We start from the raw sequence: 15945 nt of genomic DNA, 5'->3' as shown, positions 1-15945 counted from the left end.
GGCCCCCGCATTGGCCCCAGGCTCGCGGCGCGCAATGGATCTCCCCTCGTCATACAACCTGGTTTAGACTGGCGTGGGCGACGCGTTCGCGACCTTTGCTATCCAACCCCTATTTCGCAAGGAAAGACAGGCATGTATGAACAGTTGGCGCTGTATATCGACGGCGAATTCATCGCCGGCGAGGGCAGGCGCACCCAGGACGTCATCAACCCGGCCACGCTCGAAGTGCTGGGCCAGCTGCCTCACGCAACCGAAGCCGATCTGGACCGCGCCCTGGCGGCCGCCCAGCGCGCCTTCGAATCCTGGAAGAAAACCTCTCCCATGGAACGCTCGGCCATCCTGCGCAAGGTAGGCCAGCTTTCGCGCGAGCGCGCCCAGGAAATCGGCCGCAACATGACGCTGGACCAGGGCAAGCCCCTGGCCGAGGCCGTGGGCGAAGTCGCCTCGTGCTCCGAGCACGCCGACTGGCACGCCGAGGAATGCCGCCGCATCTACGGGCGCGTCATCCCGCCCCGCAACCCCGACGTGCGCCAGATCGTGGTGCGCGAGCCCATCGGCGTGTGCGCGGCGTTCACGCCCTGGAACTTCCCGTACAACCAGGCCATCCGCAAGATCGCGGCGGCGCTGGGCGCCGGTTGCACGGTCGTGCTGAAGGGTCCCGAAGATTCGCCATCCGCCGTCATGGCCATCGCCCGCATGTTCCACGAGGCCGGCCTGCCCAAAGGCTGCCTGAACATCGTCTGGGGCGAGCCCGCCAAGATCTCCGACTACCTGATCCGTTCGCCCATCGTGCGCAAGGTGTCGTTCACCGGCTCGGTGCCGGTGGGCAAGCAGCTGGCGGCGCTGGCCGGCGCACACATGAAGCGCGTCACCATGGAGCTGGGCGGCCACTCGCCGGTACTGGTGTTCGACGACGCCGACATCGACCGCGCGGCCCAGATGCTGGCCAAGTTCAAGATCCGCAACGCCGGCCAGGTGTGCGTCTCGCCCACCCGCTTCTACGTGCAGAACGGCGCCTACGAGCAGTTCCTGGCCCGCTTCACCGAAGTGCTCAAGAACATCAAGGTGGGCGACGGCCTCGAACAGGGCACCGAAATGGGCCCGCTGGCGCACGAGCGCCGCGTGCCGGCCATGACCACCTTCGTGGACGACGCCGCGAAGCACGGCGGCAAGGTCGTGCTGGGCGGCGGGCCGCTGGACCGCAAGGGCTTCTTCTTCGCGCCCACCGTCATCACCGACCTGCCCGACAACTCCATGCTGATGACGGAAGAGCCGTTCGGCCCGGTCGCGCCGGTCGTGCGCTTCACCGACACCGAAGAAGTCCTCAAGCGGGCCAACAGCCTGCCCTTCGGCCTCTCGTCATACGTGTTCACCAATTCGCTGCAGACGGCCACCAAGGTGTCCAACGGCCTGGAAGCCGGCATGGTGAACATCAACCACTTCGGCAGCGCCCTGGCCGAGACGCCGTTCGGCGGCATCAAGGACAGCGGCATCGGCAGCGAAGGCGGCCTCGAAACCTTCGACGGCTACCTGGTCACGAAATTCATCACGCACATCTGACCCTGCCGCAGCGCAATACCCGGGCCCCGGACGTCGCCGTCCGGGGCTTTTTTGTCGGCGGCCGGCGCGCTCATCCGGCCCGACCGTCCCCCGCGGCCCGCAGGTCGCGCGGCGTCATGCCGAAACGGCGCTTGAACAGGCGGCTGAAATGCGAGGGATGCGCAAAGCCCGCCTGGTAGGCCAGCTCCGCGATGCTGCGATGGCGATGCCGCGGACTCAGCAGCAGCTCTCGGCACCTCTCGAGCCGCTGCTCGAAATGAAGGACTCCGCCGTCAGGCGCCGGTGCGCAGGATGCGGTGCAGATACGCCACGGACACGCCGCAGCCCTGCGCCACGCGCTGCGGCGAGAGCGCCGGGTCCGCCAGGTGCTGGCGGATGTAGGCCAGCGCCCGCTGCCGGTGCGCCACGGTCACGCTGCTGTCGGCCTCCGACGCCTGCCCCTGCCCCGGCTGCACCAGGAAAAGCACGATCAGGTCGATCAGCCGCTCGCCGAGTTCCGCGACCTCGGCGTCCGACCAGCTTCCGATGCCGCTGAACAGATGCTCCATGTAGCTGGCCAGCAGCGCGCCGCGCGGCGAGCCGTCGTCCACGCGCAGCTTGTGGAATGCGCCGACGCGGGGAGTCCCGCTTCCGCGCAGCGCGCTGCGCGGAAACGACACGCTCAGGCTGCGGTAGCCCGCGGCGCCCTGCGCCGTGGCCTGGTAGGGCAGGCTCTGGTTCATCAGGTACACGCAGCCCGGCTCGACCTGGAATTCCCGCCCCCGCTGCCGCACCGCCAGGGGTCCGGCCAGCGGCAGGCCGAAGGTGTAGAACTCCTGGTCCAGCCGCGACACGTTGCCCGCGGTGCGCTCGAGTTTCTGTCCCTGGTAGTGGAGATCGTTGAACTGGAGGCTGGCGCGGCGCACGTAGCGCAGATGCCCCGCGAAATCTCCCGCATCGCCGTGATGCACCTCGAACGGGCCGAACGCATCCGACAGCGCGGCGCGCCACGCGGCGCGCCGGCCGGGGCCGGCGCCGGCCGAAATGGCGAATTCCGTATCGGGCATGGCGCGGTCTCCTTGGACGCGGGTATCGGCGCCGGGCGCTCGTGATCCTGCGTCTACATATTCTTGACTCACCCTGCTCTGGGGCGTCGCGCGCCTTGTAGGCGCGCCTGGCGCAAGTCTATATTCAGCCCGATAAGCACACAACCTGGACAACCCGGGAGGAGACCCATGGCGAACGCGCCCGTGCCGGCTTCGCGCTACCTGCGTTGCGAGGGCCGCGAGCTGCACTATATGGAATGGGGCGCGGCCGACGCCCCGGCCGTCATCATGTGGCATGGCCTGGCCCGCACGGGACGCGATTTCGACGAACTGGCCCGGGCGCTGGCCGACAGCTACCGCGTCATCTGCCCCGACACGATCGGCCGCGGCCTGTCGCAATGGAGCCCCGACCCGGTCGCCGAATACCGGCTGGACTTCTATGCCGCGCTGGCCCGCGCCCTGCTCGACGGCCTGTCGCTGACACGCGTGCGCTGGGTGGGCACGTCGATGGGCGGCGCGACTGGGCATGCACGCCGCCGCGACCACGCTGCGCGGCCGGATCTCGCACCTGGTGGTCAACGACATCGGCCCCGAGCTGCCGCAAGCCGCGGTCCGCCGCATCCTGGACTACGCCGGCGCCCCGCCGGCCTTCGACACGGTCACCGAGCTCGAGGCCTGGCTGCGCGCCGCCTACAAGCCCTATGGCTGGCAAAGCGACGAGCAATGGCGCAGGATGGCCGAGACCTCCATGCGCCGCCTGCCCGACGGGCGCGTCACCGCCCACTACGACCCGGCCATCGTCGGACAGTTCAGCCACCACCCCGCCGACTACGACCGCTGGGACGGATACGACTCGCTGCGCTTGCCCGTCCTGCTGCTGCGCGGCGTCGACTCGGACCTGCTGCCGCCCGAGGTCGCCGACGCCATGACCCGGCGCGGCCCGCGCGCGCAGCGCATCGACTTCCCCGATTGCGGCCACGCGCCCGCCCTGAACGTGGCGCCCCAGATCGACGCCGTGGGCCGGTTCCTGGCCACGCCGGAAGACGCGGCGGCCATCCGCCACTGATACAGGAGACCCCCATGAAACGCATTCTGCTCGCCGCGCTGGCCGCCTGTGCATGAGTTCCGCCGCGGCGGCCAAGGATTTCGTCGTGGCCCACGTCTATGACAAGACGGGCCCGCTGGAAGCCTACGCCAGGCAGACCCAGAACGGCCTCATGCTCGGCCTGGAGTACGCGACCCACGGCACCATGACGGTCGCTGGTCGCAAGATCCGCGTCATCGAGAAAGACAACCAGGGCAAGCCCGACGTGGCGCGCGCGCAGCTGGCCTCGGCCTACGCCGACGACGGCGCCGACATCGCGGTCGGCCCCACCTCTTCCGGCGTCGCGCTGGCCATGCTGCCGATCGCCGAGGAATACGAGAAGATCCTGCTGGTGGAACCGGCCGTGGCCGACTCGATCACCGGCGACAAGTGGAACCGGTACATCTTCCGCACCGGCCGCAATTCCTCGCAGGACGCCATCGCCAACGCGGTCGCGTTCGACCAGCCGGGCACCTCGATCGGCATGCTGGCGCAGGACTACGCCTTCGGCCGCGACGGCGTGAAGGCGTTCAAGAGCGCGCTGAAACACGCCAGGATCGTGCATGAAGAGTATCTGCCCGCCAACGCCACCGACTTCACCGCGGGCGGACAGCGGCTGTTCGACGCCCTGAAGAACCAGCCAGGCCGCAAGATCATCTTCATTCTCTGGGCGGGCGCGGGCAACCCGTTCAAGATCGCCGACCTCGACCCCAAGCGCTTCGGCATCGAAATCGCCACGGGGGGCAACACGCTGGCGGCCATGACGCCGCTGAAATCGCTGGCCGGCATGGAAGGCGCTACCTATTACTACTACGGCATCCCGAAGAATCCGGTCAACGACTGGCTGGTAGCGGAACACCAGAAGCGCTACGGCCAGCCGCCCGACTTCTTCACCGCGGGCGGCATGTCCGCCGGCATCGCGATCGTGCAGGCGCTGGCCAAGACCGGCGGCAACGCCGATACCGACACGCTGATCAAGGCCATGGAAGGCATGAGCTTCGACACGCCCAAGGGCAAGATGACGTTCCGGCCCGAGGATCACCAGGCCATGCAGTCCATGTACCACTTCCGCATCAAGAACGATCCGTCGGTGCCCTGGGCCGTGCAGGACCTGGTCAGGGAAATCACGCCGGACCAGATGTCGGTGCCGATCCAGAACAAGCGCTGAATCCGCGCCCGCCCCATGCTGGAAACCCGATCGCTCACCGTCCGTTTCGGCGGGCACGTGGCCGTCAACGATGTCAGTTGCAGCTACGCGCCTGGCACCCTGACCGCCATCGTCGGCCCGAACGGCGCGGGCAAGACCACCTACTTCAATCTCATTTCGGGCCAGTTGCGCGCCAGCTCCGGCACGGTGCGGCTGGAGGGGCGCGATCTCACGCCGCTGGGCGCCGCCGCGCGCATGCACGCCGGCCTGGGCCGCGCCTTCCAGTTGACGCAGCTGTTTCCGCGCCTGAGCGTGCACGAGAACGTGCGGCTGGCGCTGCAGTCGCGCCGGCAGGGCACGGGATGGCGCCAGATCCGGTTCTGGCGCACCTGGAATGCCGACCGCGGCCTGATCGAGCGCGCCGACATGCTGCTCGCGCGCACCCGCCTGTCCGCCCGCCGCGACCAGCATGCTGCCGACCTGCCCCACGGCGACCAGCGCAAGCTGGAGATCGCGATGCTGGTGGCGCTGGAGCCTCGGGTGTTCATGTTCGACGAGCCCACGGCCGGCATGAGCGTGGACGACGTGCCCGTCGTGCTGGAACTGATCCGCGAGATCAAGTCCGATCCGTCGAAGACCATCCTGCTCGTGGAACACAAGATGGACGTGGTGCGCGAACTCGCCGACCGCATCGTGGTACTGCACAACGGCAGGCTGATGGCCGACGGCGAACCCGCGGCGGTCATCGCCTCGCCAATCGTGCAGCAGGCCTACCTGGGCCTCGGCCCGGCGGAGACGGCGGCATGACGCGCCCTCTGCTCGAACTGCGGGACGTGCATACGCACATCGGCGCCTACCACATCCTGCAGGGCGTGGACCTCGCCGTGCCGCCGGCGGCCGTGACCATGCTGCTGGGACGCAACGGCGCCGGCAAGACCACCACGCTGCGCACGATCATGGGGCTGTGGCGCGCGTCGCAAGGCCGGGTGAGCTTCGACGGAGCGCCGGTGGGCGGCCCGGGCACGCGCGCCTCGCCGCCCGACATGGCGCGCATGGGCCTGGCCTACGTGCCGGAGAACATGGGCATCTTCGCCGACCTCTCCGTCAAGGAGAACATGGTGCTCGCGGCGCGCCGGGCCAGGAACGCCAGCCAGCTGGACACGGCCCGGCTGGAGTGGATTTTCGGCTTCTTCCCCGCGCTGAAGAAGTTCTGGCTGCATCCCGCCGGCAAGCTGTCCGGCGGGCAGAAGCAGATGCTGGCGGTGGCGCGCGCCATCATCGAGCCGCGCCGGTTGCTGCTGGTGGATGAACCCAGCAAGGGCCTCGCCCCGGCCATCGTACAGAACATGATCGACGCCTTCATCGAACTGAAGCAGGCCTCCACCACCATCCTGCTGGTCGAGCAGAACTTCAACTTCGCCCGCCTCGTGGGCGATCATGTCGCCGTGATGGACAACGGCCGCGTCGTCCATGCCGGCAGCATGGCGCAACTGGCGGCCGACGACGAACTGCAGACACGCCTGCTGGGCCTGTCGCTGGGAAGCCACCAATGAGCACGCTCGAACTCGACATCCCGCTGCCGCGGGCACGCGCGGACCTGCGCCCCGTCCTGCTGGTGCTGGCCCTGGCCGGCATCGCCCTGCCGCTGGTGGGGTCCCTGTCCACCTGGGCGACGCTCACCGTGGCCGGGCTGGCCATGGGCATGATCATTTTCATCGTGGCCTCGGGCATGACGCTCGTTTTCGGCCTGATGGACGTGCTGAATTTCGGACACGGCCTGTTCATCGCCATCGGCGCGTACATGGCGGCCACGGTACTGGGCGCCATGGCCGACTGGACGCAGTCCGGCAGCCTGTGGGCGAACCTGGGCGCGGTGCTGCCGGCCATGATTGTGGGCATGCTGGTGGCGGGCGCCGTCGGCCTGGCGTTCGAACGCGTGATCGTGCGGCCGGTGTACGGGCAGCACCTGAAGCAGATCCTCATCACCATGGGCGGCATGATCATCGGCGAGGAAATCATCAAGATGCTCTGGGGCCCGCAGACCGTTGCGCTGCCGCTGCCCGAAGCAATGCGCGGCGCATTCCTCGTGGGCGACGCCGCCATCGAAAAATTCCGCATCGTCGCGCTGGGGGTCGGTCTGCTCGTGCTGTTCGGCATGCTGTGGGTGCTCAACCGCAGCAAGCTGGGCCTGCTGATCCGGGCGGGCGTGGAAGACCGCGAAATGGTGGAAAGCCTGGGCTACCGCATCCGCCATCTTTTCGTGGGCGTATTCGTCGCCGGCTCGATGCTGGCCGGGCTGGGCGGCGTGCTCTGGGGCATGTACCAGCAATCGGTCGTCCCGCAGCTCGGCGCGCAGGTGAACGTGCTGATTTTCATCGTCATCATGATCGGCGGCCTGGGCTCGACCGTGGGGTGCCTGATCGGCGCGCTGCTGGTGGGGCTGATGGCCAACTACACCGGCTTCCTGCTGCCCAAGGCCGCCCTGTTCTCCAATATCGCACTGATGGTCGCCATCTTGTTGTGGCGTCCGCAGGGCGTGTACCCGGTCACGAACCGCTAGGGCGCCGACATGTCTATCCGCCCGCTATCCGGCGATCCCCCCCGCAGCGCCGTGCTGGCGCTTCTGCTCATCGCGATCGTGGCCGGGCTGGCCGCCGCGCCGTTTCTGTTTCCGGGCCCCAAGTCGCTGGCCGTGGCGGCGAAGATCCTGGTGTTCGTGATCCTCGTGGCCAGCTACGACCTGCTGCTCGGCTATACGGGCATCGTCAGTTTCGCGCATACGATGTTCTTCGGCATCGGCGCCTATGGCGTGGCCATCGCCAGCGTGCGCCTGGAGCCGGGCTGGACGGCCGTGCTCGCGGGCACGGCGGCCGGCCTGGCGGTATCGCTGGCCTTCGCCCTGCTGATCGGACTGGCCAGCCTGCGCGTGCGCGCCATTTTCTACGCCATGATCACGCTCGCCGTCGCGGCCGCGTTCCAGACCCTGGTATCGCAGTTGTCCGACCTGACGGGCGGCGAGGACGGGCTGAACTTCAAGGTGCCGCAGATGCTGCGGCCAGCCTTCCGGCCATTCGCCGAGCCGGTCTTCGGCGTCACGGTCGACGGCCGCATCATTACGTACTACCTGATAGCCGCGGCCTGCCTGGCGCTCTTCCTGCTGCTGCTGCGCATCGTGAATTCGCCCTTCGGCCGCGTGCTGCAGGCGATCCGCGAGAATCCTTTCCGCGCCGAAGCCATCGGCTACCGCACGGTGCTTTACCGCAGCCTGTCCAATCTCCTGGCGGCCGCCTTCGCCACGCTGGCCGGCGCGATGTACGCGCTCTGGCTGCGCTACAACGGTCCCGACACCTCGCTGTCGTTCGAGATCATGCTCAATATCCTGCTGATGCTGGTGATCGGCGGCATGGGCACCATGTACGGCGCTGTGGTGGGCGCGAGCCTCTTCGTCTTCGCACAGAGCTATCTGCAGGACGGCCTGCACCACATCCACGAACGGGCTTCGGGCATCCCACCCCTGGCGCTGCTGTTCGAGCCGGACCGCTGGCTGCTGTGGCTGGGCATTCTGTTCGTGGTGTCCGTGTACTACTTCCCGACCGGAATCGCCGGGCGGCTGCGCGAACTGGCGCAGAAGCGCCGGCCCGCAAGTGCCGCCGCGCGCGCTGATGCGGCCGGCGCGGGGCTAGCGGGCGCGCTGGCGCAACGCGTCGCCTCGCGCCGCAGGTCGTCCACCCGGCGCTGCATCTCGTCCATGCTGCGCCGGATTCCGCTCCCGCCGTCGTCCAGCTTCGAGCCAGCCTGCGCCGGCGTCAGGCGCGGCATGCCGGCAACGCCTGCATCGAGCGGAATCATGGCCGGCGGTTGCGGATCGGCACGGGCCGGCCGGCTGTCCAGGATGCGCTCCAGCAGCCCGAGCTGATTGCGCTGCGCCTCGAGCGCGCGCTCCTGTTCCATCAGGGCGAGTTCGTCCTCGTCGTCGGTGCCGAAAATCGCGGCATGGTCGCGCGACCCCTGGGGCAGGCGCACGCGCGGCTCCGGCCCCGCCGTCAAGGCGTTCCGGCCCGCCGTCGCTTCGGCCGCGGCGGTCGCCCCGTCCGCTTGCGGCGGGCCGCCCCCGCTCTGCCGCCCCCAGGCTGGCAGCACCGCCGCCGCCAGCAGGCAGAGCACGAACCGACGGGCCTGCGCCCGCTTGCATGAACCTCGCATCCGGCCTCCGGGCCCGGGGTAACGCGCTCATCCGGCGGAAGAGCGCAAAAAAAAAACGGCAAGGGATCGAACCCTTGCCGTTTTATATCAGAACGGCTTGCCTGGACGGCGGCCGTTCCGGGGTGCTGCTGGCTTAGATGACGCGAGCGGCTTCAACCAGGCGCACCACGCGCCACGACTTCGAGCGCGAAATGGGGCGGCCTTCGGCGATTTCAACCGTATCGCCTTCGTTGTACTGGTTCGATTCATCGTGCGCCTTGTACTTCGCGGAACGCATGATGATCTTGCCGAAGATGGGGTGCTTGACGCGGCGTTCGACCAGAACGACCACCGTCTTGTCCATCTTGTTGCTCACGACCTTGCCGACCAGCGTGCGCTGGCGCTTGGCCACTTGGGTGTTTTGAGTTTCGCTCATCTTTATTTCCCTGCCTTCTCGGTCAGCAAGGTACGCACGCGCGCGATGTCGCGGCGCACGTTACGAAGCTGGGCGGTGTTGGCAAGCTGCTGCGTGGCCTTCTGCATACGCAGACCGAATTGCGCCTTCAGCAGGCTCTCGAGCTCTTTGCCGAGCTCAGCGGCGTCTTTCGAACGGAGTTCGCTAGCTTTCATCTCAGTACTCCTTAAGCACCAATGTGACGCGCGACGAACGTGGTCGAAATCGGCAGCTTGGCGGCAGCCAGGCGGAACGCCTCGCGCGCCAGCTCCTCGTTGACGCCTTCCATTTCGTACAGCACCTTGCCGGGCTGGATCTCGGCGACCCAGTATTCCGGGTTGCCCTTGCCGTTACCCATACGGACTTCGGCAGGCTTCTGCGAAATCGGCTTGTCCGGGAACACACGGATCCAGATGCGGCCGCCACGCTTGATGTGACGGTTGATGGCGCGACGGGCGGCTTCGATCTGGCGAGCCGTCAGGCGGCCGCGGCCAGTGGCCTTCAGGCCGAACTCGCCGAACGACACGTGGGTGCCGCGGGTCGCCAGGCCAGTGTTGCGGCCCTTTTGCTCTTTGCGATACTTTCTGCGAGAGGGTTGCAGCATGGTTATTCTCCTTCAGGCGCCGGGGCCGCGTCCGCCTTGCGGGGACCACGGCCACGACCACCCGGACGACCGGTGCGAGCACCGTCCGGACGATCGCCACGCGGAGCGCGGCGCGGACGACGTTCTTCTTCGCGCGGGGCGGCGGTTTCCGGCGGCAGTTCGCCGTTGGCCAGCATGTCGCCCTTGTAGACCCACACCTTGATGCCGATCACACCGTAGGTGGTGTGGGCTTCGGAGGTGCCGTAGTCGATGTTGGCCTTCAGGGTGTGCAGGGGCACACGGCCTTCGCGATACCACTCGGTGCGAGCGATTTCGATACCGTTCAGGCGGCCCGAGCTCATGATCTTGATGCCCTGGGCGCCCAGGCGCATGGCGTTCTGCATGGCGCGCTTCATGGCGCGGCGGAACATAATGCGCTTTTCGAGCTGCTGGGCGATCGAGTCGGCGATCAGCTGGGCGTCGGTTTCCGGCTTGCGGATTTCCTCGATGTTGACGTGCACGGGCACGCCCATCAGACGCTGCAGATCGGCCTTCAGGCTCTCGATGTCTTCGCCGCGCTTGCCGATCACCACGCCCGGACGAGCCGAGTAGACGGTGATGCGCGCATTCTTGGCGGGACGCTCGATGACCACGCGGCCAACGGAGGCGCTCTTGAGCTTCTTCTTCAGGTACTCGCGCACGCGAATGTCTTCGGCCAGCATGGGACCGAAGGCCTTGTCGTCGGCGAACCAACGCGAGGACCAGTTACGGGTGACCGCGAGACGGAACCCAGTGGGGTGAATTTTCTGACCCATCGTGACTCCTTAGGCTCCGACCTTGACCGTGATGTGGCAGGTCTGCTTCTCGATACGGTTGCCGCGACCCTTGGCGCGAGCCGAGAAGCGCTTCATCGACTGGGCCTTGTCCACGTAGATCGTGGTGATCTTCAGCTCGTCGATATCGGCGCCGTCGTTGTGCTCGGCGTTGGCGATGGCGGACTCGACCGCCTTCTTCAGGATGCCGGCGGCCTTCTTGGGCGAGAAGGTGAGGATGTTCAGCGCCTGAGCGACCGACTTGCCGCGGATCAGGTCCGCGACCAGACGGGTCTTCTGAGCGGAGATGTGAACTCCACGGATAATGGCAGTAGTTTCCATCGCTTACCTCTTGGCCTTCTTGTCCGCGGCGTGACCCTTGAACGTACGGGTCAGCGCGAACTCGCCCAGCTTGTGACCGACCATGTTCTCGTTGATGTAGACGGGAACATGCTGCTTGCCGTTGTGCACAGCGATCGTCAGGCCGATGAACTCGGGCAGGATCGTGGAACGGCGCGACCAGGTCTTGATCGGCTTCTTGTCTTTGCCCGCGACGGCCGCGTCCACCTTCTTGATGAGGTGAGCGTCGACAAACGGGCCTTTCTTGATCGAACGTGACATAGTGTTCGCCTCTTACTTGCGCTTGCGCCGTTGGACGATCATGTTGCTCGTCCGCTTGTTGCGACGGGTCTTGTAACCCTTCGTCGGAGTGCCCCACGGGCTCACCGGCTCGCGAGCTTCGCCGGTGCGGCCTTCGCCGCCGCCGTGCGGGTGGTCGACCGGGTTCATGGCAACGCCACGAACGGTCGGACGCACACCGCGCCAACGCATGGCGCCGGCCTTGCCGATCTGGCGCAGGCTGTGTTCTTCGTTACCGACTTCACCGATGGTGGCGCGGCATTCGATGTGCACGCGGCGGACTTCGCCGGAGCGCAGGCGGACCTGGGCGTACGTGCCTTCGCGGGCCAGCAGCACGGCCGAAGCGCCGGCCGAGCGGGCCATCTGGGCGCCCTTGCCGGGGATCATTTCCACGCAGTGGATCGTCGTGCCCACCGGGATGTTGCGAATCGGCAGCGTGTTGCCGGCGCGGATCGGGGCTTCGATGCCCGAGACCAGCGTGGCGCCCACTTCCAGGCCGCGCGGAGCGATGATGTAGCGACGCTCGCCGTCGGCGTAGCACAACAGGGCGATGTGCGCGGTACGGTTGGGGTCGTACTCCAGGCGCTCGACCTTGGCGGGAATGCCGTCCTTGTCGCGACGGAAGTCGACGACGCGGTAGTGCTGCTTGTGGCCGCCGCCACGATGGCGCACGGTGATGTGGCCGTTGTTGTTGCGGCCCGAACCACGGGTCTTCTTCTCGAGCAGCGGCGCGTAGGGCGCGCCCTTGTGCAGGTTGGCGCTAACCACCTTCACCATGCCACGACGGCCAGCCGAAGTCGGCTTAACTTTCACGAGGGCCATTTACTTCACCTCCGCAAAGTCGATTTCCTGGCCATCCTTGAGCGAAACGTAGGCCTTGCGCTCATTGCGGCGGCGGCCGACGAAACGGCCAAAGCGCTTGACTTTGCCCTTACGGTTGAGGACCTGCACGGACTCGACCTGCACCTTGAAGAGCAGTTCGACGGCAGCCTTGATTTCCGGCTTGGTAGCGTCAGCCACGACACGGAAAGCGATTTGCTGATTCTTCTCGGCGACGAAGGTGGCCTTTTCGGTCACGATCGGGGCCAGAATGACTTGCATCAAGCGTTCAGCGTTCATCCCAGCATCTCCTCGAGTTGAGCGATGGCCGGCTTGGTGATCAGCACTTTCTTGTAGTGGACCAGCGACAACGGATCGGCATAACGGGGCTCGACCACGGCAACGTGCGGCAGGTTGCGGGTGGCGAGGTAAACATTTTCATCGACGTTGTCGGTGATGATCAGGACCGAATCCAGGCCCAGGCTCTTCAGCTTGGCGGCAGCCAGCTTGGTCTTGGGCGATTCGAGATCAAACGACTCGACCACGGCGATGCGGTCTTCGCGGGCCAGCTGCGACAGGATCGAGCGGATCCCGGCGCGGTACATCTTCTTGTTGACCTTCTGGCTGAAGTTCTCTTCGGGCGAGTTCGGGAAAATCCGGCCACCCCCACGCCACAGCGGCGACGAGGTCATACCGGCGCGAGCGCGGCCGGTACCCTTCTGGCGCCAGGGCTTCTTGGTGGTGTGCTTGACTTCGGAACGGTCCTTCTGGGCACGGTTGCCGGAGCGGGCATTGGCCTGGAAGGCCACCACGATCTGGTGAATCAGCGCTTCGTTGAAGTCGCGGCCGAAGATGGTGTCGGGCGCGCTGAACGTAGCGGCCTGACCTTGGTCGTTCAGGAGCTTGAGATCCATTTACTTACGCTCCCTTCTTGGCCGGGGCCTTGATGGCCGGACGCACGACGATGTCGGAGCCGGCGTGGCCGGGGACAGCGCCCTTGACCAGCAGCAGGCCGCGCTCGGCGTCGACGCGAACGATGTCCAGGTTTTGAACGGTGCGGGTGACGTCACCCAGGTGGCCAGCCATGCGCTTGCCCGGGAAGATGCGGCCCGGATCCTGCGCCTGACCGATCGAGCCCGGGACGCGGTGCGAACGGGAGTTACCGTGCGAGGCGCGTTGCGAGCCGAAGTTGTGGCGCTTGATCGTGCCGGCGAAACCCTTACCGATGGTGGTGCCCGTCACGTCGACCTGTTGGCCGGCTTCGAACACGGATTCCACGGCGATGACGGCGCCAGCCGAAAATTCGGCGGCACGGGCGGGGTCGAGGCGGAACTCTTTGAGGATGCTGCCGGCTTCAACGCCAGCTTTGGCGTAGTGGCCGGTTTGCGACTTGGCCACACGCGAGGCACGGCGGGTGCCGTAAGCCACCTGGATGGCGGCGTAGCCGTCGGTTTCCAGCGACTTAACTTGGGTCACGCGGTTGTTCGACACGTCCAGCACGGTCACCGGGATGGATTCGCCTTCCTCGGTGAAAATGCGGGTCATGCCGACCTTGCGACCCACCAGACCCAGCCGGTGAGCGGCGGGCGTGGGTGTCGAATTCGACATCGTTTTCTCCATTCCCGACTGCGATTGGTCGGGGCTAATCGGGCAAAGGGTAACGGCCTTCGCCCTACGACTATGTTCAACGCTGGGCCCCGAAAGCGCCCCACCCGTGGCAGCGCCGGGTCAATAACCTGGCAACCGGCGGGCAAAAACGCAAGACAAGGCCCAAAGTCAGACTTGCCACAAAATGGCAAGCTTCGCATATTAGCACGTTTTTTCCAGGCAGCACAAGCACTTAGCCTGTGGGGCGTACGCGACGCCCCTTGTCGCGGCGCCAACGCGGACGCCGAGGCGCCGGAAGCGGCAATGGCGCCGCATGCCGCGTTCCCGCGCGGGCCGTCTCTGGCCCGACGGAAGGCAATACCCGGGCGGGATGCCAAGACAAAGACAAAACGGCCGCATTCTTGCGAATGCGGCCGTTTCTTTCCGGACCGCGCCGATGGCGCGGGACCAGGAACGCCTTACTGCAGTGCGATTTCGACGTCGACGCCAGCCGGCAGGTCCAGACGCATCAGGGCGTCAACGGTCTTGTCGGTGGGATCCACGATGTCCATCAGGCGCTGATGGGTGCGGATCTCGAACTGGTCGCGCGAGGTCTTGTTGACGTGCGGCGAACGCAGCACGTCGTAGCGGCGGATGCGCGTGGGCAGCGGCACGGGACCACGGACGACGGCGCCGGTACGCTTGGCGGTATCGACGATTTCCGCAGCAGACTGATCGATCAGCTTGTAATCGAAGGCTTTCAGACGGATGCGGATCTTTTGGTTTTTCATGGCGTTTCCTAAAGAACGAAAAACGAAGGCGGCCGGGGAGGACAGAGCCGCCTTCGCTCAGGGGTGCAACTTAGGCGATGATCTTGGCGACCACGCCGGCGCCGACGGTACGGCCGCCTTCACGGATGGCGAAGCGCAGACCTTCTTCCATGGCGATCGGCGACAGCAGCTTGACCGTCATCGTCACGTTGTCGCCCGGCAGCACCATCTCCTTGTCCTTGGGCAGATCGATCGTGCCCGTCACGTCCGTCGTGCGGAAGTAGAACTGCGGACGGTAGCCGTTGAAGAACGGCGTGTGGCGCCCACCCTCTTCCTTGGACAGAATGTACACCTCCGAGGTGAACTCCGTGTGCGGCGTGATCGAACCCGGCTTGGCCAGCACCTGGCCGCGCTCGACGTCTTCACGCTTGGTGCCGCGCAGCAGAATGCCCACGTTGTCGCCCGCCTGGCCTTGGTCCAGCAGCTTGCGGAACATTTCCACGCCCGTGCACGTCGTCTTCACCGTCGGCTTGATGCCCACGATTTCGATTTCTTCGCCAACCTTGATCACGCCGCGCTCGATACGGCCAGTCACCACCGTGCCGCGACCCGAGATCGAGAACACGTCTTCGACCGGCATCAGGAACGTGCCGTCAACCGCGCGCTCCGGCGTCGGAATGTACGTGTCCAGCGCCTGCGCCAGCGACAGGATCGCCTGCTCGCCCAGCTCGCCCTTGTCGCCTTCCAGCGCCAGCTTGGCCGAACCCTTGATGATCGGCGTGTCGTCGCCCGGGAAGTCGTACTTCGACAGCAGCTCGCGAACTTCCATTTCCACCAGCTCCAGCAGCTCGGCGTCATCGACCATGTCCGCCTTGTTCAGGAACACGATGATGTACGGCACGCCCACCTGGCGGCTCAGCAGAATGTGCTCGCGCGTCTGCGGCATCGGACCGTCGGCGGCCGACACCACCAGGATCGCGCCGTCCATCTGCGCCGCGCCCGTGATCATGTTCTTCACGTAGTCGGCGTGGCCCGGGCAGTCAACGTGCGCGTAGTGGCGCGTTTCCGTTTCGTATTCCACGTGCGCCGTGTTGATCGTGATGCCGCGCGCCTTCTCTTCAGGAGCCGCATCGATCTGGTCGTAGCCCTTGGCTTCGCCGCCGAACTTGCTCGACAGCACCGTCGTGATGGCCGCCGTCAACGTCGTTTTGCCGTGGTCAACGTGACCAATCGTACCCACGTTCACGTGCGGCTTGGTACGTTCAAACTTGCCTTTTGCCATG

17 protein-coding genes and 3 pseudogenes are annotated in these 15945 nt (G+C 66.4%); 7 read left to right on the top strand and 13 right to left on the bottom strand.

Going from position 1 to position 15945, the window contains the following annotated elements:
* Positions 1–132 precede the first annotated feature (132 nt).
* Positions 133–1560, top strand: a complete 1428-nt coding sequence (locus AD428_RS04235) for an NAD-dependent succinate-semialdehyde dehydrogenase (RefSeq protein ID WP_053244284.1) — start codon at positions 133–135, stop codon at positions 1558–1560.
* A 70-nt stretch (positions 1561–1630) separates the two neighbouring features.
* Here the strand turns inward: AD428_RS04235 and AD428_RS04230 are convergent.
* Positions 1631–2606, bottom strand: a pseudogene (locus tag AD428_RS04230) (helix-turn-helix domain-containing protein).
* A gap of 168 nt (positions 2607–2774) precedes the next feature.
* Between AD428_RS04230 and AD428_RS04225 the strand changes: the two are divergent.
* The 6 genes and pseudogenes from AD428_RS04225 to AD428_RS04200 form a co-directional block, all read left to right on the top strand.
* Positions 2775–3651, top strand: a pseudogene (locus tag AD428_RS04225) (alpha/beta fold hydrolase).
* Between the two features lie 52 nt (positions 3652–3703).
* The gene (locus tag AD428_RS04220) at positions 3704–4837 is read left to right on the top strand and encodes a substrate-binding domain-containing protein (protein WP_053244283.1); all 1134 of its coding nucleotides are present in this window, start codon (positions 3704–3706) and stop codon (positions 4835–4837) included.
* A 15-nt stretch (positions 4838–4852) separates the two neighbouring features.
* Positions 4853–5623, top strand: a complete 771-nt coding sequence (locus AD428_RS04215; RefSeq protein ID WP_053244282.1) for an ABC transporter ATP-binding protein — start codon at positions 4853–4855, stop codon at positions 5621–5623.
* The gene (locus AD428_RS04210) at positions 5620–6369 is read left to right on the top strand and encodes an ABC transporter ATP-binding protein (protein WP_053244281.1); all 750 of its coding nucleotides are present in this window, start codon (positions 5620–5622) and stop codon (positions 6367–6369) included. The genes AD428_RS04215 and AD428_RS04210 overlap by 4 nt, the downstream gene beginning before the upstream one ends.
* Complete coding sequence (locus tag AD428_RS04205; protein ID WP_053244280.1) at positions 6366–7376, top strand: branched-chain amino acid ABC transporter permease; 1011 nt, start codon at positions 6366–6368, stop codon at positions 7374–7376. Before AD428_RS04210 ends, AD428_RS04205 begins: the two co-directional genes overlap by 4 nt.
* Before the next feature lie 9 nt (positions 7377–7385).
* Positions 7386–8447: pseudogene (locus AD428_RS04200) on the top strand (branched-chain amino acid ABC transporter permease); the annotation flags it as partial.
* 705 nt (positions 8448–9152) lie between these two features.
* Here AD428_RS04200 and rpsQ read toward each other — a convergent pair.
* The 12 genes from rpsQ to tuf form a co-directional block, all read right to left on the bottom strand.
* Entirely contained in the window at positions 9153–9434 is a 282-nt protein-coding gene (gene rpsQ, locus AD428_RS04190) for a 30S ribosomal protein S17 (RefSeq protein WP_053244278.1), read from the bottom strand.
* Positions 9435–9436: 2 nt separating this feature from the next.
* Complete coding sequence (gene rpmC / locus AD428_RS04185; protein WP_053244277.1) at positions 9437–9628, bottom strand: 50S ribosomal protein L29; 192 nt, start codon at positions 9626–9628, stop codon at positions 9437–9439.
* 11 nt (positions 9629–9639) lie between these two features.
* Complete coding sequence (gene rplP, locus AD428_RS04180) at positions 9640–10056, bottom strand: 50S ribosomal protein L16 (protein ID WP_053244276.1); 417 nt, start codon at positions 10054–10056, stop codon at positions 9640–9642.
* 2 nt (positions 10057–10058) lie between these two features.
* Entirely contained in the window at positions 10059–10850 is a 792-nt protein-coding gene (gene rpsC, locus AD428_RS04175; RefSeq protein ID WP_053244275.1) for a 30S ribosomal protein S3, read from the bottom strand.
* A gap of 9 nt (positions 10851–10859) precedes the next feature.
* Entirely contained in the window at positions 10860–11189 is a 330-nt protein-coding gene (gene rplV, locus AD428_RS04170) for a 50S ribosomal protein L22 (RefSeq protein ID WP_053244274.1), read from the bottom strand.
* Positions 11190–11192: 3 nt separating this feature from the next.
* Positions 11193–11468, bottom strand: a complete 276-nt coding sequence (rpsS, locus tag AD428_RS04165; protein ID WP_053244273.1) for a 30S ribosomal protein S19 — start codon at positions 11466–11468, stop codon at positions 11193–11195.
* A gap of 12 nt (positions 11469–11480) precedes the next feature.
* Entirely contained in the window at positions 11481–12308 is an 828-nt protein-coding gene (gene rplB, locus AD428_RS04160) for a 50S ribosomal protein L2 (RefSeq protein ID WP_053244272.1), read from the bottom strand.
* Positions 12309–12605 carry a 50S ribosomal protein L23 gene (gene rplW, locus AD428_RS04155; RefSeq protein WP_053244271.1) on the bottom strand — a complete coding sequence of 99 codons (297 nt, stop codon included), beginning with the start codon at positions 12603–12605 and terminating at the stop codon, positions 12309–12311. It lies immediately after the preceding gene.
* A complete protein-coding gene (gene rplD, locus AD428_RS04150; protein WP_053244270.1) occupies positions 12602–13219 on the bottom strand; it encodes a 50S ribosomal protein L4 in 618 nt (205 codons plus the stop codon). Before rplD ends, rplW begins: the two co-directional genes overlap by 4 nt.
* 4 nt (positions 13220–13223) lie before the next feature.
* The gene (gene rplC / locus AD428_RS04145; RefSeq protein ID WP_053244269.1) at positions 13224–13913 is read right to left on the bottom strand and encodes a 50S ribosomal protein L3; all 690 of its coding nucleotides are present in this window, start codon (positions 13911–13913) and stop codon (positions 13224–13226) included.
* Between the two features lie 458 nt (positions 13914–14371).
* Positions 14372–14683 (bottom strand): 30S ribosomal protein S10, encoded by a 312-nt coding sequence (gene rpsJ / locus AD428_RS04140; RefSeq protein ID WP_003806903.1) that lies wholly within the window; start codon positions 14681–14683, stop codon positions 14372–14374.
* Positions 14684–14753: 70 nt separating this feature from the next.
* A complete protein-coding gene (tuf, locus tag AD428_RS04135) occupies positions 14754–15944 on the bottom strand; it encodes an elongation factor Tu (RefSeq protein WP_053244268.1) in 1191 nt (396 codons plus the stop codon).
* Between the last annotated feature and the right edge of the window lies 1 nt (position 15945).

This window comes from Achromobacter sp. DMS1 (genome assembly GCF_001270295.1).
This window is presented reverse-complemented; position numbering and strand designations above follow the sequence as displayed.

Coding starts and splice junctions, on each gene's coding strand:
- AD428_RS04235 (WP_053244284.1), top strand. CDS start 133: ATGTATGAACAGTTGGCGCTGTATATCGACGGCGAATTCATCGCCGGC.
- AD428_RS04220 (WP_053244283.1), top strand. CDS start 3,704: ATGAGTTCCGCCGCGGCGGCCAAGGATTTCGTCGTGGCCCACGTCTAT.
- AD428_RS04215 (WP_053244282.1), top strand. CDS start 4,853: ATGCTGGAAACCCGATCGCTCACCGTCCGTTTCGGCGGGCACGTGGCC.
- AD428_RS04210 (WP_053244281.1), top strand. CDS start 5,620: ATGACGCGCCCTCTGCTCGAACTGCGGGACGTGCATACGCACATCGGC.
- AD428_RS04205 (WP_053244280.1), top strand. CDS start 6,366: ATGAGCACGCTCGAACTCGACATCCCGCTGCCGCGGGCACGCGCGGAC.
- rpsQ (WP_053244278.1), bottom strand. CDS start 9,434: ATGAGCGAAACTCAAAACACCCAAGTGGCCAAGCGCCAGCGCACGCTG.
- rpmC (WP_053244277.1), bottom strand. CDS start 9,628: ATGAAAGCTAGCGAACTCCGTTCGAAAGACGCCGCTGAGCTCGGCAAA.
- rplP (WP_053244276.1), bottom strand. CDS start 10,056: ATGCTGCAACCCTCTCGCAGAAAGTATCGCAAAGAGCAAAAGGGCCGC.
- rpsC (WP_053244275.1), bottom strand. CDS start 10,850: ATGGGTCAGAAAATTCACCCCACTGGGTTCCGTCTCGCGGTCACCCGT.
- rplV (WP_053244274.1), bottom strand. CDS start 11,189: ATGGAAACTACTGCCATTATCCGTGGAGTTCACATCTCCGCTCAGAAG.
- rpsS (WP_053244273.1), bottom strand. CDS start 11,468: ATGTCACGTTCGATCAAGAAAGGCCCGTTTGTCGACGCTCACCTCATC.
- rplB (WP_053244272.1), bottom strand. CDS start 12,308: ATGGCCCTCGTGAAAGTTAAGCCGACTTCGGCTGGCCGTCGTGGCATG.
- rplW (WP_053244271.1), bottom strand. CDS start 12,605: ATGAACGCTGAACGCTTGATGCAAGTCATTCTGGCCCCGATCGTGACC.
- rplD (WP_053244270.1), bottom strand. CDS start 13,219: ATGGATCTCAAGCTCCTGAACGACCAAGGTCAGGCCGCTACGTTCAGC.
- rplC (WP_053244269.1), bottom strand. CDS start 13,913: ATGTCGAATTCGACACCCACGCCCGCCGCTCACCGGCTGGGTCTGGTG.
- rpsJ (WP_003806903.1), bottom strand. CDS start 14,683: ATGAAAAACCAAAAGATCCGCATCCGTCTGAAAGCCTTCGATTACAAG.
- tuf (WP_053244268.1), bottom strand. CDS start 15,944: ATGGCAAAAGGCAAGTTTGAACGTACCAAGCCGCACGTGAACGTGGGT.